19 protein-coding genes are annotated in these 23,788 nt (G+C 66.8%); 18 read left to right on the top strand and 1 reads right to left on the bottom strand.

The genetic code is table 11. From position 1 onward, the window contains the following. Positions 1-301: 301 nt before the first annotated feature. From P7V53_RS04085 to P7V53_RS04000, 18 genes are all read left to right on the top strand, one after another. Positions 302-1,189, top strand: coding sequence for a CPBP family intramembrane metalloprotease (locus P7V53_RS04085; RefSeq protein WP_280154200.1), 888 nt, complete (start codon positions 302-304; stop codon positions 1,187-1,189). 4 nt (positions 1,190-1,193) lie between these two features. Next, the gene (locus tag P7V53_RS04080; protein WP_280154199.1) at positions 1,194-2,645 is read left to right on the top strand and encodes a S1/P1 nuclease; all 1,452 of its coding nucleotides are present in this window, start codon (positions 1,194-1,196) and stop codon (positions 2,643-2,645) included. A gap of 151 nt (positions 2,646-2,796) precedes the next feature. Then, positions 2,797-3,813, top strand: coding sequence for a LacI family DNA-binding transcriptional regulator (locus P7V53_RS04075; RefSeq protein WP_280154198.1), 1,017 nt, complete (start codon positions 2,797-2,799; stop codon positions 3,811-3,813). Between the two features lie 112 nt (positions 3,814-3,925). Further along, positions 3,926-4,951, top strand: a complete 1,026-nt coding sequence (locus P7V53_RS04070; protein WP_280154197.1) for a Gfo/Idh/MocA family oxidoreductase — start codon at positions 3,926-3,928, stop codon at positions 4,949-4,951. A 9-nt stretch (positions 4,952-4,960) separates the two neighbouring features. After that, the gene (locus tag P7V53_RS04065) at positions 4,961-6,553 is read left to right on the top strand and encodes a malonate decarboxylase subunit alpha (RefSeq protein ID WP_280154196.1); all 1,593 of its coding nucleotides are present in this window, start codon (positions 4,961-4,963) and stop codon (positions 6,551-6,553) included. After that, complete coding sequence (locus tag P7V53_RS04060) at positions 6,546-7,325, top strand: enoyl-CoA hydratase-related protein (protein WP_280154195.1); 780 nt, start codon at positions 6,546-6,548, stop codon at positions 7,323-7,325. Before P7V53_RS04065 ends, P7V53_RS04060 begins: the two co-directional genes overlap by 8 nt. Positions 7,326-7,346: 21 nt before the next feature. Continuing rightward, positions 7,347-8,861 (top strand): aldehyde dehydrogenase family protein, encoded by a 1,515-nt coding sequence (locus P7V53_RS04055; RefSeq protein WP_280154194.1) that lies wholly within the window; start codon positions 7,347-7,349, stop codon positions 8,859-8,861. A gap of 39 nt (positions 8,862-8,900) precedes the next feature. After that, positions 8,901-10,142: an ABC transporter substrate-binding protein gene (locus P7V53_RS04050; RefSeq protein ID WP_280154193.1), complete on the top strand. Its 1,242-nt coding sequence runs from the start codon at positions 8,901-8,903 to the stop codon at positions 10,140-10,142. 173 nt (positions 10,143-10,315) lie between these two features. Next, positions 10,316-11,185 (top strand): sugar ABC transporter permease, encoded by an 870-nt coding sequence (locus tag P7V53_RS04045; RefSeq protein ID WP_280154192.1) that lies wholly within the window; start codon positions 10,316-10,318, stop codon positions 11,183-11,185. Between the two features lie 106 nt (positions 11,186-11,291). Continuing rightward, positions 11,292-12,086: a carbohydrate ABC transporter permease gene (locus P7V53_RS04040; protein ID WP_280156429.1), complete on the top strand. Its 795-nt coding sequence runs from the start codon at positions 11,292-11,294 to the stop codon at positions 12,084-12,086. A gap of 11 nt (positions 12,087-12,097) precedes the next feature. Further along, on the top strand, positions 12,098-13,219 hold the full coding sequence (locus P7V53_RS04035; RefSeq protein WP_280154191.1) for an ABC transporter ATP-binding protein: 1,122 nt from the start codon (positions 12,098-12,100) through the stop codon (positions 13,217-13,219). A gap of 5 nt (positions 13,220-13,224) precedes the next feature. Beyond that, positions 13,225-14,736, top strand: coding sequence for a GMC family oxidoreductase (locus P7V53_RS04030; RefSeq protein ID WP_280154190.1), 1,512 nt, complete (start codon positions 13,225-13,227; stop codon positions 14,734-14,736). After that, positions 14,733-15,497, top strand: coding sequence for a 3-ketoacyl-ACP reductase (locus P7V53_RS04025; RefSeq protein ID WP_280154189.1), 765 nt, complete (start codon positions 14,733-14,735; stop codon positions 15,495-15,497). The genes P7V53_RS04030 and P7V53_RS04025 overlap by 4 nt, the downstream gene beginning before the upstream one ends. 2 nt (positions 15,498-15,499) lie before the next feature. Then, positions 15,500-17,113 (top strand): GMC family oxidoreductase N-terminal domain-containing protein, encoded by a 1,614-nt coding sequence (locus P7V53_RS04020; protein WP_280154188.1) that lies wholly within the window; start codon positions 15,500-15,502, stop codon positions 17,111-17,113. A gap of 15 nt (positions 17,114-17,128) precedes the next feature. Then, positions 17,129-18,292, top strand: a complete 1,164-nt coding sequence (locus tag P7V53_RS04015; RefSeq protein WP_280154187.1) for a dihydrodipicolinate synthase family protein — start codon at positions 17,129-17,131, stop codon at positions 18,290-18,292. Next, positions 18,289-19,584: a glycerate kinase gene (locus P7V53_RS04010; protein ID WP_280154186.1), complete on the top strand. Its 1,296-nt coding sequence runs from the start codon at positions 18,289-18,291 to the stop codon at positions 19,582-19,584. The genes P7V53_RS04015 and P7V53_RS04010 overlap by 4 nt, the downstream gene beginning before the upstream one ends. Positions 19,585-19,737: 153 nt before the next feature. Next, positions 19,738-21,213, top strand: coding sequence for an ABC transporter substrate-binding protein (locus P7V53_RS04005; RefSeq protein WP_348273459.1), 1,476 nt, complete (start codon positions 19,738-19,740; stop codon positions 21,211-21,213). Between the two features lie 130 nt (positions 21,214-21,343). Continuing rightward, the gene (locus tag P7V53_RS04000; protein WP_280154185.1) at positions 21,344-22,519 is read left to right on the top strand and encodes a carbohydrate porin; all 1,176 of its coding nucleotides are present in this window, start codon (positions 21,344-21,346) and stop codon (positions 22,517-22,519) included. A 252-nt stretch (positions 22,520-22,771) separates the two neighbouring features. Here the strand turns inward: P7V53_RS04000 and P7V53_RS03995 are convergent, their stop codons facing one another. Beyond that, entirely contained in the window at positions 22,772-23,788 is a 1,017-nt protein-coding gene (locus P7V53_RS03995) for a LacI family DNA-binding transcriptional regulator (protein ID WP_280154184.1), read from the bottom strand.

The raw sequence follows: 23,788 nt of genomic DNA, 5'->3' as shown, positions 1-23,788 counted from the left end.
GGCGGCCGATCTCTAGAGTGAACGAGCACCAGCACCACTGAAGTCGGGACCATCCGCGGCCCGCTTGCTGCGAAGACGTTCTGAGCAACGTCTTGGCGACGAAGAGGCGCACCCTGGTCCTCGAGCAACTGGCCGGGCTGCACAAGCTGGCGCCGAACGCCAGGGCTGGAGGTCGTCGACAAGGAGGACGTCACGGCGGTCGTGATCGGGGAAGGTATGGATTCGTTTGAGCTGACTAGGCAATCGGCGTAGGCAATCTGCCACTGGTCGTGCGCGGGCATGGCTTCACAAAATCGGCGTCATGGAAATCGCCACCAGCCACGCCGTCGCTTCGTTCGCGCTACTCGGCCCATCGATCTGCGCCGTCTGGCTTCCGGCGATTCGCGTGGCCTCGTGGCGGCCGGTGGCACCGTGGGTGCTGCTGTTCGCGGCAGCCGTCATGGCTGGCCTGTGGACCGGCGTCTTGCAGGGACCGGGCGCGCTCTGCCTCGTGGTACTTGCCGCGCTTGCATGGTCGGCGCGGGACGCCGGCAACAGGTGGCTGAGGTGCTTCTCGATCCTCGCCGTCATCGTTCTCGCCGTGGCGCTGGCGCTGCATGCCGTGCCGGGGTTCAAGAACCCTGTCGTGATCGACGCGGCGCGCTTCAGCGTGGACTCCGCACCGTTCACGCAATACGCCAACTTCGACAAGGGCGCAGTCGGGCTCTTGCTGCTTGCGCTCATGGCGCCGCACATCGGCAGCATGAGCGACCTGCGGCGCATGGCGCGGCCTTCACTGCTTGCTGCACTCGTGACCGTCATGGCCGTGCTCGGTGCAGCCGCTGCGATCGGCTACGTGCGGTGGGATCCCAAGTGGCCACCACAGGCGTGGACCTTTCTGGCCATCAATCTGCTGTTCACCTGCGTCGCGGAGGAGGCGGTCTTTCGCGGCGTCATCCAGGAGCAGCTGATCCAGGCGCTCGAACACCAGCCCCGCCTCGTCGGGCTCCCGGTGGTGGTGTCGACGCTGCTTTTCGCGCTCATCCACGTGAACGGCGGCTTGCCGCTCGTTGCGCTGGCGGCACTTGCCGGCCTCGGGTACTCGCTGGTGTATGCCATGACCCGGCGCGTCGAGGCCGCGATCCTTGTCCACTTCGCAGTGAACGCCGTCCACTTCGTGGGCTTCAGCTATCCCTGCAGGGTGGGGTGAGGCCATGCGCATCGAACCGGCGTGCTTGAACTTGAAGAGGGACAACGCGATGTTCATCAGGACCGTACTGTTCTCGCTGTTAGCGGCCATTCTGTTATCCGCGACAGAAGCCTACGGTTTCGGGGCGGAGGGCCACTCCATCGTCGCCGAGATCGCCCAGCGAAGGCTGACCCCGCAGGCGGCCGCCATGGTGTCGCGGCTGCTCGGGCCGGGCACTTCGCTGGCCTCCGTGGCGAGCTGGGCCGACGACACGCGATCGGAGCGAAAGGAAACGTCGAACTGGCACTTCGTCGACATTCCGCTCGGCGAAACCACCTATGTCGAATCCCGCGACTGCAAGTCGACTGCCAACGGCGACTGCGTCGTCAAGCGTGTGTCGAGTCTGCAGTCGCAGCTTCGCTGCGCGGCTTCGGACGAGGCCAGGCGCGAGGCGCTGCTGTTCGCCGTGCACCTGGTCGGCGACATCCACCAGCCGCTGCACACGGTCGGCGGCTATCGCGGCGGCAACGAGTTCATGCTGCGCGGCGCGATTCGTGGACAGACCTGCCGCGGCGACTGCCAGCTGCCGCCCGACACCAACCTGCACGCGCTCTGGGATGTCGTGCTGATCGAACGCACCACCTGGTCCTGGGGGGCTTACGTCGAGCGGCTCGAGGCGAGCCTGCTCCGGCACCAGAGCCTGCACGAACGTGTCGAGCCAGACTCCGCGCTGAACTGGGCGCTGCAGTCCCACGGCGTCGCACGTCTGGTCTGGAACGACCGGTTGATTCCGGCGGACTGCACGATCGACGAGCGCTACTACGCCGCGACGCTGCCGTTGCTCGACCAGCAGCTGGCGCTCGGCGGCATGCGGCTGGCCGCATTGCTGAACAGTGCCTACGCTTCTGACGAATGCGGCCCGGCGGCGCGTGCCTCCACGAGCGCCGAGGTGCCTCCCGCCGTGACTGCGCGCGCAACGATCGCGGGCGATCAGGAAGCGGTGGCCACCGCGGCCCTTGCCTACTTGCTGCAGCGCGCGCCGCAGGTGCGAAACCCTGCCATCGTGCTCGACATCGACGACACGGCGATTCACCCGGTGGACCCAGCCTCCGCCGGCACCGCTCCATGGAGCGCCGACAGGAAAATGCGGGCGGTCGCGCCCGTGCTCGCCTTCTACAACGCGGCGCGGCAGAAGGGTGTGTCCATCTTCTTCGTGGCCGCCCGCCCCGAGGCGCAACGTGCGGCCACCGTCAAGCAGCTGAGCGATGCCGGATACCGCGACTGGGCCGGACTCGTGCTGAGGCCGAACGAATTGGCCACCGCATCGCCGTCGACCTTCAAGGCGCCGGAACGTGCCCGGCTCGCGCTGGAGGGCTATACCGTCATCGCCAACATCGGCAATGAGCCCGGCGACCTGTCGGGCGGCTATGCGGAGAGGTCCTTCCTGCTGCCCAGCCGGTCTTCCACGGCGCCATAGTCGTGCGCGGGGGTGGGCGATCGGGCGCGAAGGCGGGACCCCCTCGTGAACAAGCGCACTGCGACCCCGAAGCCCGGCCGGGCCCACGGTTGCCGGATGCGCTGGAACGATCCAATAATCCCGGGGCCGCAAAAGCCACCCCAGGGAGCACATGGCGCCGTCCGTCCGATACCCACGCCCCGTCACCATCCATCACGTCGCCGAAGAAGCCAGCGTTTCCAAGTCCACGGTCTCCCTGGTGCTCCAGGGCAGCCCGCTGGTGCGCGACGAGACCGCCGAGCGCGTGCGCGAAGCCGCGCACAAGCTGGGGTATGTGTACAACCGGCGCGCCGCGGAACTGCGGCGCCAGTCGTCCAACATGATCGGGGTGGTCATCAACGACCTGATGAATCCATTCTTCGCCGAGCTGCTCGCCGGGGTGGAGCGCAGGCTGATGGATGCGGGCTACATCGTGCTGATGGCGCATGCGCAGGAAAGCCCGGACCGGCAGCGCCGCGTGCTGCAGTCGATGCGCGAGCACCACGCCGCCGGCATCCTCTTGTGCCCGGCCCTCGGCACGCCACGCTCGCTGCCGCACGAGTTGCTGCCGTGGGGCATTCCGCTGGTCGTCATGGTGCGCTCGCTCGGCGCGGGCGCCTACGACTACGCCGGCTCCGACAACGAGTGCGGCGTGCGCATGGCCACGCGCCACCTCGTCGACACAGGTCACCGGCGCATCGCCTTTCTCGGCGGCCGCACGGGCCCCGCATATGCCGAGCGGCTGCGCGGCTACAGGAAGGCGCTCGCGGCCGCCCGCATTCCCTTCGACCCGCAGCTCGTGATCGAGGCCGACCCGGGCCGCGGTGGCGGACGCGACGCGATGGCCAGGACCCTTCGGATCGATCCCCGCCCGACAGCGGCCGTTTGCTACAACGACATCACCGCGTTCGGTGCGCTCGCCGCCCTCGGCGAGCAAGGGTTGCGCGCGGGGGCCGATTTCGCGCTGATCGGGTTCGACAACGTCTCGGACGCCGCCCACTCCAATCCACCGCTCAGCACCGTCGACATCCACCCCGGGGACCTCGGCGAACAGGCTGCCGCTGCGTTGATGGCGCGCATTGCCCAGCCCTCGGTGGAACGCCAGATCTACCTGGCCAAGCCACGCCTGATGCTGCGCCGTTCGGGCTGACGCAGGACCTGCGAAACGTTGATAGGTGTTTCCCCGAGGCAGCTCGCCTTGACTTCCAGTTGGAACGTTCCAATAATTCTGACCATCGCTCCATCAGCAGTACCGCACTCCCGTGACTCCTACCCAATCCCGAACCGGCTGGGGCCTCATCGGCGCCAGCACGATCGCCCGCCAATGGATGGTCGAGGCGATTCGCGCGCAGGCCGGCCACGAGGTGGTGGCCGTCGCCAGCAGCAATGCGGAGCGTGCCCGCAGCTTCGCCACCGAGCTGGGCATCGAGCGGTCTTGCGACAGCGTCGCGGCCCTGCTGGCAGACCCCGGCGTGCAAGCGGTCTACATCAGCACGACGAACGAGCTGCACCGTGAACAGGTTCTCGCCGCCGCGCAGGCCGGCAAGCACGTGCTGTGTGAAAAGCCCCTCGCCCTGACAGTCGATGACGCGCTCGCGATGGTCGGTGCGTGTCGCCGCGCCCGCGTCGTCATGGCCACCAATCACCATCTGCGCAATGCCGCCAGCCACCGCCGCATCCGCGAGCTGGTGCAATCGGGCGCGATCGGCAAGCCGCTGTTCGCCCGGGTATTCCACGCCGTCCACCTCCCGCCTCACCTGCAGGGCTGGCGGCTTGACAAGCCCCAGGCCGGTGGCGGCGTCATCCTCGACATCGCCGTCCACGACGCCGACACGCTGCGCTTCATCCTGGGCGCCGAGCCCGTGGAGGCCGTCGCCCTGCCCCACTTCGGCTCGCTCTCCCGCCACGGTCTCGAAGACGGCGTCATGGCCGTGCTGCGCTTCGACAACGGCGTGCTGGCGCAGATCCACGACGCATTCACCGTCAAGCACGCGGGCACGGGCCTCGAGGTTCACGGCACCGAGGGCTCCATCGTCGCGCGCGACGTGATGACCCAGCGCCCGGTCGGCACCGTCGTTCTGCGCAATTCGGACGGCGAGCAGCCGGTGCCCCTCGAGCACGAAAACCTCTACGTGCGCGGCGTGGCAGCCTTCTGCGCCGCCATGCAGGGCAAAGGCGCAGCCGCCGCCACTGCCGAGGACGGTGTGCGGTCGCTTGCCGCAGCGCTGGCCATCGCCGATGCATGCCGAACCGGCACGGCGGCGCGCATCTCCGATCCCTTCGCCTGAAAGTCGTCCATGAGCAAAGTCATCTCTGCGGAACAGGCCGCAGCCTTGATCCGAGACGGCGATGTCCTCAGCATCAGCTCGTCGAGCGGCCTGGGGTGCCCGGACAAGATGCTCGCCGCGATCGGCGATCGCTTCGAACGTGAAGGCGCGCCAAGAAAGCTCACCGCACTCTGTCCCATCGCTGCCGGCGACATGTACGGCATCAAGGGCATCGACCACCTCGCCCGGCCCGGACTGCTGACCCGAATCCTCGCCGGCTCCTATCCGAGCGGTCCGTCTTCGCTGCCGATGCCGGCCATCTGGCGCATGGTCATCGACAACCAGCTCGAGGCCTACAACATTCCGAGCGGCATCCTGTTCGACATGCATCGCGACGCCGCTGCACGCCGCCCGGGCGTCCTCACCTCGGTCGGGCTGGGCACCTTCGTCGACCCGCAGCAGCAAGGCTGCGCGATGAACGATGCCGCGGCCGCCCACCCGGTCGTGCGCCGCGAGCGTTTCGACGGTCGCGACTGGCTCTATTTCCCTGCCGTCGTGCCTCGTATCGCCATCGTTCGCGCCACCACCGCGGACGAACGCGGCAACCTCACCTATGAGCACGAGGGCGCGCTGCTCGGCAACCTCGACCTCGCGCTGGCCGCCCGCAACAACGGCGGCATCGTCATCGCCCAGGTGAAGCGCGTCGTGAAATACGGCGCACTGCGACCGCACGACGTGCACGTGCCGGCCAACCTGGTCGATCACGTCATCGTCGACCCCGAACAGCGCCAGACGACGCAAACCCTCTACGACCCCGCCATCAGCGGTGAAATCATCGAGCCGCTGTCGCGCTTCGAGTACCAGGCGTGGAGCCCGGAGAAGGTGATTGCGCGCCGCGCCGCGATGGAACTGGCGCACGGCGATGCCGCCAACCTCGGATTCGGCATCTCGGCCAACGTGCCGCGCATCCTGCTCGAGGAAGGCCTGCATGGCGAAGTGACCTGGGCGATCGAACAAGGCGCGGTCGGCGGCATGCCGCTGCTCGGCTTCGCTTTCGGGTGCGCGTCCAACGCCGATGCCATCATTCCCGCCCCCAACCAGTTCACGTACCTGCAGGGTGCCGGCTTCGACATCGCCCTGTTGTCGTTTCTCCAGGTCGACGCGAGCGGCAGCGTCAACGTCTCCCGGCTGGCCAGCAAGCCCTACCTGACCGCCGGCTGCGGCGGCTTCGTCGACATCACGGCGCATGCACGGCGCCTGGTGTTCTCGGGCTTCTTCACTGCCGGCGCCAGGCTGGAAGTGGGCGACGGCAAGCTGAAGATCCTCTCCGAAGGCAAGCGCAAGTTCGTGCGGGGCGCCGACCACATCACCTTCAGCGGCTCGATGGGCTGCGAGCGCGGGCAGAAGGTCCTTTACGTCACCGAACGCTGCGTCATCGAATTGCACGAGGGCGAGCTGGTCGTGCGCGAGGTGGCACCCGGCGTCGATCTTCAGCGCGACGTGCTGGATCAGTGCGAGTTTCCCTTGCGCGTCGCGCCCCAGGTGAAGCCCATGAAGGCGTCGCTGTTCGCCGAGGGCGTCTTTGGTCTGCAGCTCAAGCCCCGGGAGAGCCGGCGTGACTGAGTTGCTCGTTCAGATTCGTCGCCACGAAGACGTCGCGGTCGTCACGCTGGCGCGGCCTGCCAAGCTCAACGCGCTGACGCCGGCCATGCTCGACGAGCTCGAGTCGGCCGCTCGCTCGATCGACTCCGATCCGGCCGTCCGCATCGTCGTGCTCACCAGCGCCACCGACAAGGCGTTTTGCGTCGGGGCCGACATCAACGAATGGGCCGCGCTACAGCCGCTCGACATGTGGCGCCGTTGGGTCCGCCGCGGCCATCAGGTGTTCGACCAATGGGCCCAGTTGCGCCAGCCCGTCGTCGCCGCCATCAACGGCCATGCCTTCGGTGGCGGTCTCGAGCTCGCGATCACCGCCGACATCCGTCTCGCGGCCGATCACGCGCAATTTGCGCTGCCCGAAGCATCCATTTCGACATGCCCCGGCTGGTCCGGATCGCAGCGTCTTGCCCGCATGCTGGGCACCAGCCGCACCAAGTACCTCGCATTGAGCGGCAGCCGGATGAACGCCGCTGCAGCCCTGCACACGGGTCTGGTGCACGAAGTCGTCCCCGTGGTCGAACTCGCCCCCCGCGCCATGGCCCTGGCGCAGGAGCTCGCCGCTCGGGCGCCGGTCGCACTGCAGCTGACGAAGCAGCTCGTGAACGCGGCCGGCGGTGAAGCGACCGACGCGGCGCTGGAGTCCATGGCCGGCGCGCTGGCCGCCTTCACCCAGGATGCCGCCGAGGGCATCCAAAGCTTCCGCGAAAAGCGCCCGCCGCGCTACCGCGGCTCCTGAACCCGATCCCTTTTCACCACCATGATCCTCACCGACACCCCGAACGCCAGCGACGTATTGGCGCGCGCCCCGTTCCGCGGCAAGCTCTTCATCGACGGTGCCTGGACCGATGCGCTCGATGGCAGCATGCTGAAGCGCAAGTCGCCCGCCCACGATCACGTGGTGGCCGTCTATGCCAAGGCCGGCAAGGTCGACGCCGAGCGTGCCATTGCAGCCGCCCGCCGTGCCTTCGACGAGGGCCCTTGGCCCCGCATGAAAGGGGCCGAGCGGGCCCGCATCCTGCGCAGCGTGGCCGAGGGCATCCTCGCGCGCCGGCAGGAGATCGCGCTGCTCGAAACACTGGAGAACGGCAAGCCGCTCGCGCAGTCGCTGGCCGAAGTCGACGGCGCGGCCGATCTGTGGCACTACGCCGCCACGCTGGCGCGCAATCTGCACGGAGACAGCTACAACACCCTGGGCGAACACACGCTCGGCGTCGTGCTGCGCGACCCGATCGGGGTCGTCAGCATCATCACCCCGTGGAACTTCCCGTTCCTCATCGTCAGCCAGAAGCTGCCCTTCGCGCTCGCCGCGGGCTGCACTGCGGTGGTCAAGCCCTCCGAGTTCACATCCGGCACGACGGTGATGCTCGCCGAGATCCTCCACCAGGCCGGTGTGCCGCCCGGCGCCGTGAACATCCTCGTCGGACCCGGCAGCGTGGTCGGCGATGTGATGGTCAAGCATCCGCAGGTCGACATGCTGTCGTTCACGGGTTCCACCACCGTCGGCAAGCAGGCCGTCGCCGCGTCGGCGCAGACCCTCAAGAAGGTCTCCATGGAGCTCGGCGGCAAGAACCCCCAGATCGTCTTCGCCGACTGCGATTGGGAGGCGGCGGTGGACGCCACGGTGTTCGGCATTTACTTCAACGCCGGTCAGTGCTGCAACAGCGGCAGCCGTGTGCTGGTGCAGGCATCGATCGCCGAGAAGTTCGCAGCCGCGGTCGTCGAGCGCTCCAAGCGCGTTCGGGTCGGCGATCCGCTGGCCACCGGCGTGCAGGTCGGCGCGATCACGACCGACAAGCAGTTCGAGACCATCCTCGCCCACATCCACGACGCTCGTCGCGACGGTGCCACCGTTGCACTCGGCGGCTCCCGCCTCGCGATGCCCGGCCTGTACATCGAGCCCACCGTGCTCACCGGCGTCACGCCCGACATGGCTATCGCGCGGGAGGAAGTCTTCGGTCCCGTGCTATCGGTGCTCACGTTCGAAACGCTCGATGAGGCGGTGCAGCTCGCCAACTCCACCCTGTACGGCCTGTCGGCCGCGGTCTGGAGCAGCGACTTCACCACCTGCCTCAGCGCCGCGCGTCGCATCAAGGCCGGCACCGTGTGGGTCAACACATTCCTCGAGGGGCACGCCGAGCTGCCCTTCGGCGGCTACCGGGAGAGCGGCATCGGCCGCGAGCTCGGTCGTTTCGCGACAGAGGACTACACCGAAACCAAGACTCTGCACATGCATCTCGGTCCACGCACCGACTGGTACGTGCCGAATCGCTGAGTCGTCAGTCCCCACCACCCTTCCAAAAGGAGACAGCAGATGAACAAGCAACTCACCAGCCTGGCGCTTGCCGCCGCCATGGCGATGCCGGCTGCAGCACAACAGCTCAGCGTCGAAGTCGTGCACTGGTGGACTTCAGGCGGCGAGGCCACGGCGCTGAACGTGCTGAAGACCAACCTCGAGAAGCAAGGCGTCAAGTGGAACGACATGCCGGTGGCCGGCGGAGGGGGCGAGGCGGCAATGACCGCGGTGCGCGCGCGCGTCACCTCGGGCAACCCGCCGACCACGATGCAGAGCATGGGCTACGACATCCGAGACTGGGCCAAGCAAGGGGTGCTCGCCGACCTCAACGCCGTGGCAGCCAAGGAGCAGTGGGACAAGAACGTGCCCCAGGCGCTGCAGAAGTTCTCCAAGTACGACGGCAAGTGGATTGCAGTGCCGGTGAACATTCACTCGACGAACTGGGTCTGGGCCAACAAGGACGTGCTGACCAAATCGGGCGTCACCGGCGACATCAAGACCTGGGATGAGTTCATCGAAGCCGCCAAGAAGGTGCAGAAGGCCGGATTCGTCGCGCTGGCCCACGGCGGCCAGCCGTGGCAAGAGGCGACGGTGTTCGACGGCATCGTGCTCGTCACCGGAGGGGTCGACTACTACCGCAAGGCCTTCATCGAACTCGACGCGAAAGCGCTGAATTCACCGACCACCCTGCAGGTCTTCCAGCGCATGAGCCAGCTGCGGCAGCTGGTCGACAAGGATTTCTCGGGTCGCGACTGGAACGTGGCCTCGGGCATGGTGATCAGCGGAAAGGCCGGCTTCCAGATCATGGGAGACTGGGCCAAGGGCGAGTTCCTCAATGCCAAGAAGGTGCCCGGCACGGACTTCCTGTGCTTCCGCGTGCCGGGTTCGCAGGGCACGGTCTCGTTCAATTCCGACCAATTCGCCATGTTCAAGCTCGGTGGCGACAAGGCGGCCGCACAGGCCAAGCTGGCCAGCGCCATCATGGATCCGGCCTTCCAGTCCGCGTTCAACGTGGTGAAGGGCTCGGTTCCCGCACGCACCGACGTGCCGGACGCCGCATTCGACGCCTGCGGCAAGAAGGGCATGAAGGACCTGGCCGAGGCCAGCGCCAAGAACACGCTCGTCGGATCGATCGCTCATGGTCATGCCGTGCCGGCATCGATCAAGAACGCGATCTACGACGTGATCACGCGCCACTTCAACGGTCAACTCGACGACAAGAAGGCTGTCGCCGAGCTCGTCGCGGCGGTCAAGAACTGAACGATCCGTAACCCTGGCGTTGCCCGGATGCCGACGTGAACACGAAGCCGCATGGCGAGTTTGCGTCGGCAGTGCCAGACCCGCTCGCGGCACAACGAGGTGTGCTCCTTGGCTTGTGCCGACACGCCGCACCGGGCAACCCAGAAACCAAGCCGTACTCGAGAAAGTGACCTATGCGTGCCGGCGCCCTGCCCCGATTGCTCATCTCGCCCAGCGCCCTGCTGGTGCTGGTGTGCGTGTACGGCTTCATCGCCTTCACGTTCTATCTGTCGTTCACACCTTCGACCCTGATGCCGCAGTACGAGTGGGCCGGCGCTGTCAGCTACACGCGCCTCCTGTCGCTCGAGAACTGGTCGGTGTCCTTGTCGAACCTGCAGGTGTTCGCGGGCATGTACATCCTGTGCGCGCTCGCGCTGGGCCTGGGACTGGCCATCCTCATCGACCAGAAGATCCGCGCCGAAAGCGCGTTCCGGTCGATCTTCCTCTACCCGATGGCGCTGTCGTTCATCGTGACGGGCACCGCGTGGAAGTGGCTGCTCGATCCCGGCGTCGGTCTTGAGCGCACGGTGCACTCGCTCGGCTGGGAGGGCTTCTCGTTCAGCTGGATCAAGGACAGCGATTTGGCGATCTACTGCGTCGTCATTGCGGCGGTCTGGCAGACGGCCGGCTTCGTGATGGCGATGTTCCTCGCCGGCCTGCGCGGCGTCGACACCGAGCAGATCAACGCCGCACGCGTCGATGGCGCGAAGGCCTGGCAGATCTACCTGAGGATCGTGATCCCGCAACTCGGCCCGGTGTTCGTCTCGGCGTTCGTGATCCTTGCGCACATGGCCGTGAAGTCCTACGACCTGGTCATCGCGCTCACCAACGGGGGTCCCGGGCGATCGACCTGGTTGCCGTCGGTGTTCATGTACCAGTACTCCTTCACGCGCAACGAAATGGCGGTCGGCGCGGCAAGCTCTGTCTTGATGCTTCTCGCGATCGCTGCCGTCGTCCTGCCCTATCTCTACAGCGAAATGAAGAAGGTGAAGCATGGCGGCTGAAGCAAGCGCGCATTTCGCCGTCCGCACACAGGACGCCGCCGGCACGACGACGCGGATCAGCGTCTCGCGCATCGTGCTGTATGCACTCCTGGTCGTGCTGGCCGGGATGTTCCTGATGCCCGTCTACGTGATGGTCGTCAACTCGCTGAAGCCTCTGGACGAGATCCGCAGCGGAAACCTGATGTCGCTGCCGCTCACCTGGACGCTGGAGCCCTGGCGCACCGCCTGGAGCACCGCACAGATCGGCGTGCAACCGACCGGTCTGAAGCCGTACTTCATCAACTCGTTCCTGCTGGTGGTTCCCTCTGTCGTCATCTCCACGCTGATCGGCGCCCTGAACGGCTACATCCTCACGCAATACCGCTTCCGCGGCGCCCACCTGCTGTTCGCTGCGATGCTGTTCTCGGTGTTCATTCCCTATCAGATCGTCCTGATCCCGATGGCCAAGACACTCGGCGTTCTCGGATTGGCGGGCACGGTGAAGGGTCTGGTGTTCGTGAACGTCGTCTACGGCATCGGCTTCACGACGCTGTTCTTCCGCAACTACTACGACGCCTTTCCGGGCGAGCTCATCCGCTCGGCGCGGATGGACGGTGCCGGCTTCTTCGGCGTGTGGTGCCGCATCCTGCTGCCGAACAGCACGCCCATCATCGTCGTCACCGTCATCTGGCAGTTCACTAACATCTGGAACGAATTCCTGTTCGGCGCCTCGTTCAGCGACTACAGCTCCTATCCGCTGACGGTGGCCCTCAACAACCTCGTGAACAGCAGCACCGGGGTCAAGGAATACAACGTCCACTTCGCCGGCGCCTTCATCGCCGCCCTGCCCACGCTGGTCGTCTACCTGATGTCCGGCAAATATTTCGTGCGCGGCCTCATGGCCGGCTCGGTCAAAGGCTAGAGAGCACTGCCATGGCTTCACTCGACCTCATCAACGTTCAGAAGAGCTTCGGGCCCATCAAGATCCTGCACGACATTTCCATCTCGCTGCAGGATGGCGAATTCCTTGTCCTTGTCGGCCCCTCGGGCTGCGGCAAGAGCACGCTGATGAATCTCATTGCCGGGCTGGAGCAACCCACGGCCGGCATGCTGCGACTGCAGGGTCGCGACATCACGCAGGTTCCGCCCGCGGACCGCAACATTTCGATGGTCTTCCAGTCCTATGCGCTCTACCCGAACATGACGGTGGCGAAGAACATCGAATTTCCGCTGGAGATGCGCAAGGTGAACAAGGCACACCGCATCGAACGCGTGAACTCCGTGGCCAAGCTGCTGCAGATCGAGCACCTTCTCGATCGCAAGCCGCGTCAATTGTCGGGCGGCCAGCGCCAGCGTGTCGCCATCGGCCGCGCCCTGGCGCGCGAGCCTCAGCTCTATCTTTTCGACGAGCCGCTTTCCAACCTGGATGCCCAGCTGCGCGTCGACATGCGCACCGAGATCAAGAAGCTGCATCAGCGGCTGAAGGCGACCATCGTCTATGTCACGCACGACCAGATCGAGGCCATGACGCTGGCCACCCGCATCGCCGTCATGAAAGGCGGCGTGCTGCAGCAGCTCGGCACCCCGTACGAGGTCTACAACCGACCCGCCAACACCTTCGTTGCCGGCTTCATGGGATCGCCGCGCATGAACCTGCTGAAGGCGCGCGTCGCCTCGGCAGACCACCGCACGTCGCTCACCATCGCTGCGGGGAAGGCCGCAGGTGTCGTGCTGGAGCTGCCGCCGGAGGTCGTCCCACGCTCGCTCACCGCTGTCCACGGCACGGAGGTGATTGCCGGCATCCGTCCGGAAGCCATCTCGATGTACCGCGACGGCATGGCGGCCAGTGCCTCGCAGCGATTCTTCGACGCCCGGGTCGAGGTCATCGAACCCACCGGAGCCGACACGCTGGTCGTTCTGGAGGTGGGCGCCCAGGAGCTCACTGCCCGGCTGGATCCGCAGGTGCCCCTGCGTCCCGGCCACACGGCGCGCTTCCTCGTGGATCTCTCCAAGCTCGTGTGCTTCGACGCGAGGCACGAAACACTGATCGATTGAGCACCATGCGACCGGAAGTATTCGACGTCGTCATCGTCGGCTCCGGAGTCGGCGGCAGCTCGGTCGCGCTGCAGCTCGCCGGCACCGGTGCCAGCGTGCTGGTACTCGAGCGCGGGCCCGAGCTGCCCCGAGAGCCGCAGAACTGGGATCCGGAGTCGCTGTTCTGCGAGCGCCGCTACCACACCACTGAAACCTGGTACGCCGACGGCCGCCCCTTCCGGCCCGGCATGTTCTATTTCGTCGGCGGCCACACCAAGGTGTTCGGCACGGCGATGTTTCGGTTTCGCGAACGCGACTTCGATGAGGTCCAGCACGAGGAAGGCACCTCGCCGGCCTGGCCCATCACCTACGCGACGCTCGAGCCCTGGTATGCCGAGGCGGAGCGATTGTTCGGCGTGCACGGCCGCGCCGGGATCGACCCGACCGAGCCCTCGCGCAGCAGCGCGTTTCCGCAACCTCCCGTTCCGCACGAGCCTTTGCTGGAGAGGATCGAGCACCGGCTGCGCGAACAGGGACTCCGGCCTTTTCCCATGCCGAGCACCGTTGACTTCGGCGTGCACGGCCGATGCCAGCGCTGCTCCAACTGCGACGCCTTCCCTTGCATGATCGACGCCAAAGGCGACGCCGAGATCAAGCTGCTGCGGCCCGCGCTGCGCGGCGGCAACGTCGAACTGCGCCCAGGGGCTTGCGTGCATCGCCTGCTCACCGACCGGAGTGGCCGCCGCATCGTCGGTGTGGAAGTCGAGCAGCATGGTGTGGTGCGCATCGTCGGCGCGGGCCTGGTCGTGGTGAGCGCAGGCGCCATCAACTCCGCCGCCCTGCTGCTGAGGTCGGCCAACAACCAGAATCCGCGCGGGCTGGCCAACAGCAGCGACGCTGTCGGAAGACACTACATGACGCACAACACCTCCGCCCTGATGGCATTGCATCCGTGGCGGGTCAACGCCACCCGCTTCCCCAAGACCTTGGCGGTGCACGACTTCTACTTCGGCGACGGCGACGCCGGCAAGCCGCTCGGCAGCCTCCAGCTCCTGGGCAAGATTCGCGAGCCCATGCTGCGCGGCAGGCTGCCGTGGATCCCCCGGATGGCGCGCAAGGCGCTTGCCGACCGCAGTGTCGACTGGTATGCGCAGAGCGAAGACCTGCCGCACCGCGACAGCCGCATCACGCTTCGGCCCGACGGCGCGATCAACCTGCATTGGCACCGAAGCAACCTCGCCGCGCACCGCCGCTGGGTGCAGAAGTGCAAGCAGATCCTGCGCCGCACCGGCTACCCCCTCGTGCTGTCCGCGCCCTTCGGTACCGACGTCGTGTCCCACCAGTGCGGCACGGTGCGATTCGGCAACGACCCGGCCACATCGGCGCTCGACCCGCTATGCAAGGCCTGGGACCACGACAACCTCTACGTCGTCGACGCCAGCTTCTTTCCGTCGTCGGCCGCCGTCAATCCGGCGCTCACCGTCGCCGCACAGGCACTTCGCGTCGGCCACCACCTGCGCCACGAGGTGCGGCAATGAGCACCTCGCCGCTCGCGGTGGTCACCGGCGCACGGCGCGGGATCGGTGCCGCGATCGCCATCGAAATGGCGTCGGCCGGCTTCGACGTGGCCATCACCGACATCGACACGGGCGGCGCCGAAGCCACGCTGGATGCGATCGCCGCGCGGGGACGCCGGGGCGCGCTGTTCGAGTCCGACCTGTCGGCCATCGACAGTCACGCGGCCGTTGTCGAGCGCATCGTCGCCTGGGGCGGGCCGATCGCCTGCCTGGTCAACAACGCCGGCGTGCCGGCGGTACAGCGAGGCGATCTGCTCGACGTGACTGCGCTGAACTACGACCGCGCCCTCGACATCAACTTGCGCGGCACCTTCTTCTTCACCCAGGCGGTCGCACGCCACATGGCGGCCACGCGCAGCGATGCCGCGCGCACCGTCGTCACGGTGTCGTCGGTCAGCGCCGAGATGGCTTCCCCGGAGCGCGGCGAATACTGCGTCTCGAAAGCCGGCCTGACCATGGTGACCAAGCTGTTCGCGTTGCGTCTGGCGGCGCTGGGCGTGGGCGTCTTCGAAGTGCGCCCGGGGGTGATCCGCACGCCGATGACCGAAGGGGTGGCGTCGCACTACGACCAGCGCATCGCCAACGGCCTGGTGCCGATGGGACGCTGGGGTGAGCCGGCGGACGTTGCCTGTGCCGTTGCGGCGCTGGCCGGCGGGCGTCTCGCGTTCGCAACCGGCAGCGTCATCAACGTCGACGGCGCCCTGTCGATTCAACGCCTGTGACCATGGAGACCTACGACTACATCATCGCCGGGGGCGGTTCCGCAGGTTGCGTGCTGGCCAACCGGCTGAGCGCCGATCCGGCCGTGAAGGTGCTGCTGCTCGAAGCCGGCGGCGCGGACCGGCATCCCTTCTTCCACTGGCCCGCCGGCTTCGCCAAGATGACGCGCGGCATCGGTTCGTGGGGCTGGCACACCGTGCCTCAGCAGCACCTCCAGGGCCGCGTCCTGCGTTTCACCCAGGCCAAGGTGATCGGAGGCGGGTCCTCGATCAACGCGCAGATCTACACGCGCGGCGTGCCGGCCGACTACGACGAGTGGGTCAGCCGGGCCGGTGCCACCGGCTGGGGCTACAAGGAGGTGCTTCCGTACTTCAAGCGCTCCGAGAACAACCAGCGCTACGCCAACGAGTTCCATGCCTATGGCGGCCCGCTGGGCGTCTCCAATCCGGTCAGCCCGCTGCCGATCTGCGAAGCCTTCTTCCAGGCCGGCCAGGAACTCGGCATTCCGTTCAACCAGGACTTCAACGGCGCCTGCCAGGAAGGGCTGGGCTACTACCAGCTGACTCAACTCGGGGCGCGTCGATCGTCGGCCGCCATCGGGTTCGTCGCACCGGTGCGCCATCGTCCCAACCTCACGGTCCGGCTGAAGGCGCACGCGCTGCGCCTGCGCGTGGCGAACGGCCGGGCCGTCGGCGTCGAACTGGTCAATGGCACCAGTCGCACACCGGAGGTCGTGACGGCGAGCCGCGAGGTGATCGTCTCTTCCGGCGCGATCGGCTCTCCCAAGCTGCTCCTTCAATCGGGCATCGGGCCTGCCCGGCATCTCGAGTCGGTGGGCGTCGACTGCCTGCATGACCTCCCTGGAGTGGGCGAGAACCTGCAGGACCACCTGGACCTCTTCGCGATCGCGGAGTGCACCGGTGACCACACCTACGACAAATACAACCAGCCACACCATGCGCTGTGGGCCGGTCTCCAGTATCTCCTGCTGAAGAAGGGGCCGGTCGCCTCGAGCCTCTTCGAAACCGGTGGCTTCTGGTTTGCCGACAAGGAGCGCAGGGATCGGTCGCCGGACATCCAGTTCCACCTCGGCCTGGGCTCGGGCATCGAAGCCGGCATGGCCAAGCTCGGCAACGCCGGCGTGACGCTGAACACCGCGTACCTGCGGCCACGCTCCCGCGGGACCGTTCGCCTGGCCAGCGCCGACCCCGCGGCCGCGCCGCTGATCGACCCCAACTACTGGGCCGATCCGCACGATCGCGAGATGGCGATCAAAGGCCTGCGGCTGGCGCGCGAGATCCTCAGCCAGCCCGCGCTGAAGCGCTACGTGAAGAACGAGGTTCTTCCAGGACCGCGCTCGCAGAGCGATCAGGACCTCTTCGACTACGCCTGCCGCAACGCCAAGACCGACCACCATCCCGTCGGCACCTGCCGCATCGGACCGGTTCATGACCCGCGAAGCGTCGTCGCCCCAGACCTGCGGGTGATCGGCCTCGACGGGCTGCGCATCGTCGATGCATCGGTGATGCCGCTGCTTCCGTCCAGCAACACCAACGCGCCAACCATCATGGTCGCCGAGAAGGCGTCCGATCACATCCTGGGCCGGCGTCCGGCCTGAAATCCCGAACTCATCATGCAAATTCGTTTGCCGCAGTCCGATGGCTCCCTCAAGACCCACTACCTCAAGGCCGAGCCGGTGCGCCCGCACGGGCCGGCGAAGTTCAACCGCACCGTGTACGCAGCAGCGCACGTGGTGGTCGATCCCGTCGCCAATCTCGATCCGTGGGACGCGTCCCCTCGCGTGGACTGGGACACCACGCTCGCCTTTCGCGAGCATCTCTACCGGCTCGGCTTCAAGGTCGCGGAGGCGATGGACACCTCGCAACGTGGCATGGGCGTCGACTGGCCGGTCGCGCGCGAATTGATCCAACGCAGCATCCGCCATGCACGCAGCGTCGGTGGCGATCTGGCCTGCGGCGCCGGCACCGATCAACTCCCGCCGGGGCCCGAGGTGACGCTGGGTCAGGTGGAGGCGGCGTACCGCGAGCAGATCGGTGTCGTCGACGCCGAAGGCGGTCGCGTGATCCTGATGGCCAGTCGTGCCCTCGCGCGGGTGGCCAGGGGTCCGCAGGACTATCTCGAGCTGTATTCACGGCTCCTGCGCGAAGTCTCGCAACCCGTGGTTCTCCACTGGCTGGGCGAGATGTTCGACCCTGCCCTGCGCGGATACTGGGGCTCCACCGACATCGCGACGGCCCTCGACACCGTGGCGCAGCTCATTGCCGACAATGCCCGCAAGATCGAGGGCATCAAGGTATCGCTGCTCGACGCCAAGTGGGAGCTCGCGCTGCGCCGCCGGCTTCCTGCCGGGGTGAAGATGTACACCGGCGACGACTTCAACTATGCCGAACTCATCGCAGGCGACGCGCAGGGCTACTCGCACGCATTGCTCGGCATCTTCGATGCCATCGCGCCGGTGGCCTCCGTCGCGCTCAGCGCCCTGGCGGCCGGCAACGCGTTCCGCTACCGTGAATTGCTCGACCCCACGGTGGAACTGTCGCGCGAGATCTTTCGAGCACCGACCCGTCACTACAAATCGGGCGTGGTGTTTCTCGCCTGGCTCAACGGCCATCAGGATCACTTCTCCATGGCCGGCGGCGCGCAATCAGCGCGCGGCGTTGCCCACTACGCGCGCGTGTTCCAGCTGGCCGACGACTGCGGCGTGCTGGCCGATCCGGAGCTTGCGACCTTGCGCATGAAGCGCTTTCTGTCGGTGGCCGCGGGCATCAACGCATGAAGTCCGTGGCTGCATCGGGGCCACCCCAGATCCAGCTGCTGGTCGATCTCTACGCAGCCGCGCTCGTCGCGGCCGACCCGATGCGGGTCGTGCCGACGCAGTTGCCCCCGCCGCCCCGAGGACGAACGGTCGTCGTCGGTGTCGGCAAGGCAGCCGCTGCGATGGCGTGCGCCATCGACGACCACTGGTCGGGACCGATGAACGGCGTGGTGGTCGTGCCCGAGGGCGCCGCGCTGCCGTCGACACGCATTCGAATGCACGAGGCGAGCCACCCGGTGCCCGATGAGCGCAGCGTCGCCGGCGCTCGTCTGCTGCTCGACGCCGTGACGGGATTGACCTCCAGCGACCTCGTCATCGCGCTCGTTTCCGGCGGCGGCTCGTCGCTGTGCGCCCTCCCCGCCCCGGGGCTCGAGCTTGCCGACAAGCAACGCATCACGCGCGAGTTGCTCGGTCGCGGCGCCACCATCGCCGAGATCAACACGGTGCGCAGGCATCTTTCGGCGATCAAGGGAGGACGGCTGGCGGCGCAGGCCCATCCCGCGCATGTCGTCTCGCTGGTCATCTCGGACATTCCGGGCGACGACCCCGCGCTGGTGGCCTCGGGACCGACCCTGCCCGATCACTCCACCTGCGCTGACGCGCTCGCGGTGTTGCGCCGCTACGCACTGGACGACATGCCCCTGGTGCGCACCGCGCTCTCGCGGGGCGAATGGGAATCCGTCAAGCCTGCAGATCCGCGGTTGGCGGGCCATGAGCACAAACTGATCGCGAGCGCCTGGGACGGCTTGCGAGCGGCCGCGCGGCTCGCCGCCGAACGCGGAATGGCCTGCCACATTCTTTCGGATGCCATGGAAGGCGAGTCACGCGAGCTCGCCAAGGCGCACGCAGCCATCGCGCTCGGGGTGGCGACGCGGGGCGCTCCCTTTGCAGCGCCTTGCGTCATCCTGTCCGGCGGGGAAACCACCGTCACCGTGCGCGGCGGCGGTCGCGGCGGACGCAACACGGAGTTCATCCTCGCGCTCGGCATGGCACTCGAGGGCCGAACGGGTGCCGACCGCATATACGCGCTCTCCGCCGGCACCGATGGCCTGGATGGCCGCGCTGGTGCAGCCGGGGCATGGCTGGTGCCCGATTTCCTGCGTCAGGTGCGCGCGCTGGGCCTGGACCCCCGCCTGCATCTGGACGACAACGACAGCGCCACTCCGCTCGAGGCCACCCGCGCGCTGCTGCACACAGGGCCGACATTCACCAACATCAACGACTTCCGGGCCATCCTGATCGAGCCCGCATGACCACGGGCATGCCCCGGTTCGATGGCGGCTCACTCGCATCGTCACATCGCCGTCGTCGGTCCGGGTTGCATGCATTGCCACGTTCGAAGACAAACGTGGCGCGCTCGGTCTGCTGAAAGCGATCAACCACGACTGAACTGAGGCTCCAAGCGATTGCCAAGCAAGACGGTGCTGTTCTTCGAGCACCCAGGCGACTCGTGCAACGACATGCGTACGCGATGCGCTGCGGCATTGTTCACAACGCGAGCCAGTGCTGCACACCCGTCTCCCCGAGGTTTCCCTAGGAATGCCCACTCTTGCCTTGTGTTTTTATTGGAACGTTCCAATAATGAGCCTGTCCGTTCAAGAACGTTCTGGGGAGTCCGTTCGATCATGGAGCGAATCGTCGTTGCATTCGCCGGCTTGGCGCTATCACTGTCCCTGTGTGCACCGCCTTCCGTGGCCGGCGAGGTCGAGGTGCTGCACTTCTGGACATCGCCCGGCGAGGCCAAGTCGTTGGCTGAGCTCAAGGCGTTGATCGCTGTGCGGGGTCACACCTGGAAAGACTTCGCCGTCGTCGGCGGCGCCGGCGGCAACGCCATGACCGCGCTCAAGCAGCGGGTGATGGCGGGCCATTCGCCGTCGTCGGCGTCCATCAAGGGCCCGGCGGTCCAGGAGTGGGCGTCGATGGGTGCGTTGGCCAAGCTCGACTCGATGGCGCAGTTCGAACACTGGGACAAGGTGCTGCCCGAGGTCGTGCAGGAACACGTCAAGCACAAGGGAAGCTACGTCGCGGTTCCAGTGAATATTCATCGCGCCAACTGGCTATGGTCCAACCTCGACGTGCTGCGCAAGGCCGGCGTCCAGGCGCCCCCGTCCAGCTTCGACCAGTTCCTCGTGGCCGCCGAGAAAGCACGATCGGCCGGCTTTGTCGCCGTCGCCCACGGCGGGCAGCCATGGCAGGACTTCATCCTGTTCGAGTCGGTCGCGCTTGGCGTCGCCGGAGCCGACCTCTATCGGCGCGCATTCGTCCAGCTCGAGCCGGCGGCGCTGTCCGCCAGCGAAATGCGGCGCTCGCTCCAGGCGTTCCGACAGCTGAAGCCCTATGTGGACGACAAGTCGCGCGGGCGCGACTGGAATGCCGCCACCGACATGGTCATCCAGGGCAAGGCTGCCTTCCAGTTCATGGGCGACTGGGCGAAGGGCGAGTTCATTGCCGCGGGTCGCAAGCCGGGCACCCACTTCTCGTGCACGCCGGCCTGGGACAGCGGCAACGCGTTCACTTATGTCGTCGACACCTTCGCCATGTTTCAGCTGAGGAACTGGGAGGCGCAGAAGGCGCAGGGCTATCTGGCCTATGTGCTGCTGGGCACGGAGTTTCAGCAAAAGTTCAACCAGCGCAAGGGATCGATCCCCGTCCGCATGGACATCCCGCTCGACGGCTTCGATGACTGCGCAAAGGCTTCGCGGAAAGACTTCGACGACAGCGCGAAGGTACACGCGCTCTTGCCCTCCGTGGCCGTCGGGATGGCGCCGGGCACGACCACGCAAGCCGCGCTGCAAGCGGTGGTCAGCGAGTTCTGGAACAACGACGCGCTGACAGTCGACGAGGCCATTGGCCGGCTCGTGCGCGCGGCCGCTGTCAAGTAGTCGCGTGGCATGAGAACACGACTCCCATTTTTTTTCACGTTCGTTGGAACGTTCCAATCCGCGTCCGGCCCTTTCAGGTCGACGTGCCACGCGGGGCCGGTCGGCCCTCACTCAACCAAAGGAGACCTTGATGCACTTGAACGCGACCCATTTGGCGATCCGCACGGCGCTTGCCACTTCGTTGCTCTCGCTGGCGTGGCCGGCAGCGGCTGTCGACTGGGGTGGCTACTTCCGTGCCGGGCCGGGGGCCTCGAAGAAGGACTCCTCGCGCGCCTGTTATGGGCTCGGCGGCCCGGGGCTCAAGTACCGCCTGGGCAACGAGTGCGACATCTACGGCGAATTCATGCTTTCGCAAGGCTTGAAGCAGGACGGGGTCGACTACAAGGCCGCGCTGATGACCAACCTGTACAACCCGCAGACCGACACCGGTGACGCGCGGGTGGGCATCAATCAGATGTATGCCGAAGGCAAGGGCTTCGACATCGCCCCCCAGACCACCTTCTGGATCGGCAAGCGGTTCTACGGCCGTGCCGATGTGCACATCGTCGACACCTTCTACACCAACCTCAGCGGCGTCGGCGCCGGCGCGGACATCCCCGTCGGCAGCGGTGTCCTGGGCGTCGCCTATTTCAAGACCGATGTCGATGCCAACGTGTCCGGCAACCGGCTGAACCTGGACTATTCCGGCCTGCCGGTGAATCCCGACGGCAAGCTTCGCATTCTCGGCACGTTCACCGATGGCAACTTCACCGGAGGCAAGAGCGGGTTCGGCCTGACGCTTCAGCACACCCAGGACAAGTTGCTCGGAGGCGCCAACAACCTGTGGCTTCAGTTTGCGCAGGGATCGGCAGGGCTGGACGGAAACTTCGGCAGCCTCACGGCCGACTCGGACGCGAAGAGCTGGCGCATCGTCGAGAGCCTGAGCTGGCAGCTCGGCCCGCTGGGTGGACAAGCGCAGGTGATGTATCAGAACGACAAGGTCGGTGGCTTCAAGACCGACTCCACGACGGTAGGCGGCCGCGCGTCCTATGCGGTATCGAAGAACTTCAAGCTGCTCGCCGAGGCCGGCTACTCGCAGAAGAAGCCCGACGGCAGCCCCACCCAGAAGCTGGCCAAGCTGACGTTTGGCCCCGCGTTGTCCACCGGCCCCGGCTTCTGGAACCGACCCGAGCTGCGCCTCTATGTGACCACCGCGAAATGGAACCAGCCCGCCAATGCGGCCGCCGGCCCTGGCGGCGTGACCGGCGCCGGCGATGGCAAGACCACCGGCACGAGCTACGGCGCCCAAGTCGAAATGTGGTTCTGATCGTTTGAGCGAGCCCGCCTCGACACAGGAGCCGCGGTCTGGACCGTGCCTCCTTGCCCTGGCCGGCGGGAGCCCCGGGGACCTCTCCCAGGGGCGGTTGCCCGCGGCAAGTGAACAGCGCTTGCCGCGGGCGTTTTTTTGCGGTCCACGACTGCCACAGCCGCACGCTGCGCTGCCCCGCACTGCCCGGCCCGGCTGCCAAACCATCGCCTCGCCATGGGGTCGATTGCCGCGACGCCGCCGTCGTGCAGCTCAGCCGGACTGCCGCAGGACGAGCCGGGGCTCCGCCAGGTACACCTGGCGCTTCAACTGAGGGTTCTCAATGCGCGCCATCAGTGCGGCAGCGGCATGCTCGCCCAGATCGTCGGGCCGAATGTCGACCGTCGTGAGCGGTGGGTTCGAGTGCGCAGCGGCAAGCACGTTGTCGAATCCGATCAGCGCAAAATCGGTTCCGGCCCGCAGACCGTGCTCGCCCAGGGTTGCAAGCGCGCCGAATGCCGTGATGTCGTTGTAGCAAACGGCCGCGGTGATCTTGAGCTTGATCCTCAGCATCGCGGCCATGGCGTCGCTTCCGCCCTGGCGACTCGGGTCGGATGCGATGATGAGACGCTCGTCGAGCCGAATGCCCGCCTCTTCGAGCGCGCCGGCGTAGCCTCGCAGCCGCTGCTCGTACACGACGCCCGAGCGACCCCCGAGAAAGCCGATTCGCTTGTGGCCGCGCGCCAGGAGGTGCCGCATGGCGAGCAGCACGCCCCGCTCGTTGTCGGAGCCGGCGTAGTCGTAGCTGCCCGCACCCAGGGAACGCACCATCACCACGAGAGGGATGCCCCAGGCCTGCACCTCCTTGGTCAGCGTCCGCGGGGTGTCGAACGCGGGACAGATGATGAGTCCGGCGGCGTTCTGCTCGCGCATCGAAGCCAGCACCTTGCGCTGCCGGTCCAGGCTTTCGTGCGTATGGGCCATCAGCACGATGTAGCCGGCATCCACCAGTCGGCGCTCGATGCCGACGAGCACTTCGGCAAAGAACGGATTCATCAGGTCGTTGATGACCACACCGACCGTGTTGGAGGCCTGGCGCCGCAACTCGGCGGCCCGCCGGTTGTAGACGTAACCCAGCTTGCGCGCGGCTTCGCGCACCCGTTCGGCAGTCTCGTCGCGGATCAGCGGGCTGCCTTGCAGCACCAACGAGACGGTCGACTTGGAGACATCGGCGGCCTTCGCGACGTCGTGGATCGTGATGGATTTGTTCGGATGGGAATCTCGAAGCAT

It is taken from the genome of Piscinibacter sp. XHJ-5 (genome assembly GCF_029855045.1).
Taxonomy (GTDB): Bacteria; Pseudomonadota; Gammaproteobacteria; order Burkholderiales; family Burkholderiaceae_C; genus Albitalea.
The sequence above is the reverse complement of the archived record's forward strand: the minus strand, read 5'-3'. Positions and strand labels throughout refer to the sequence as shown.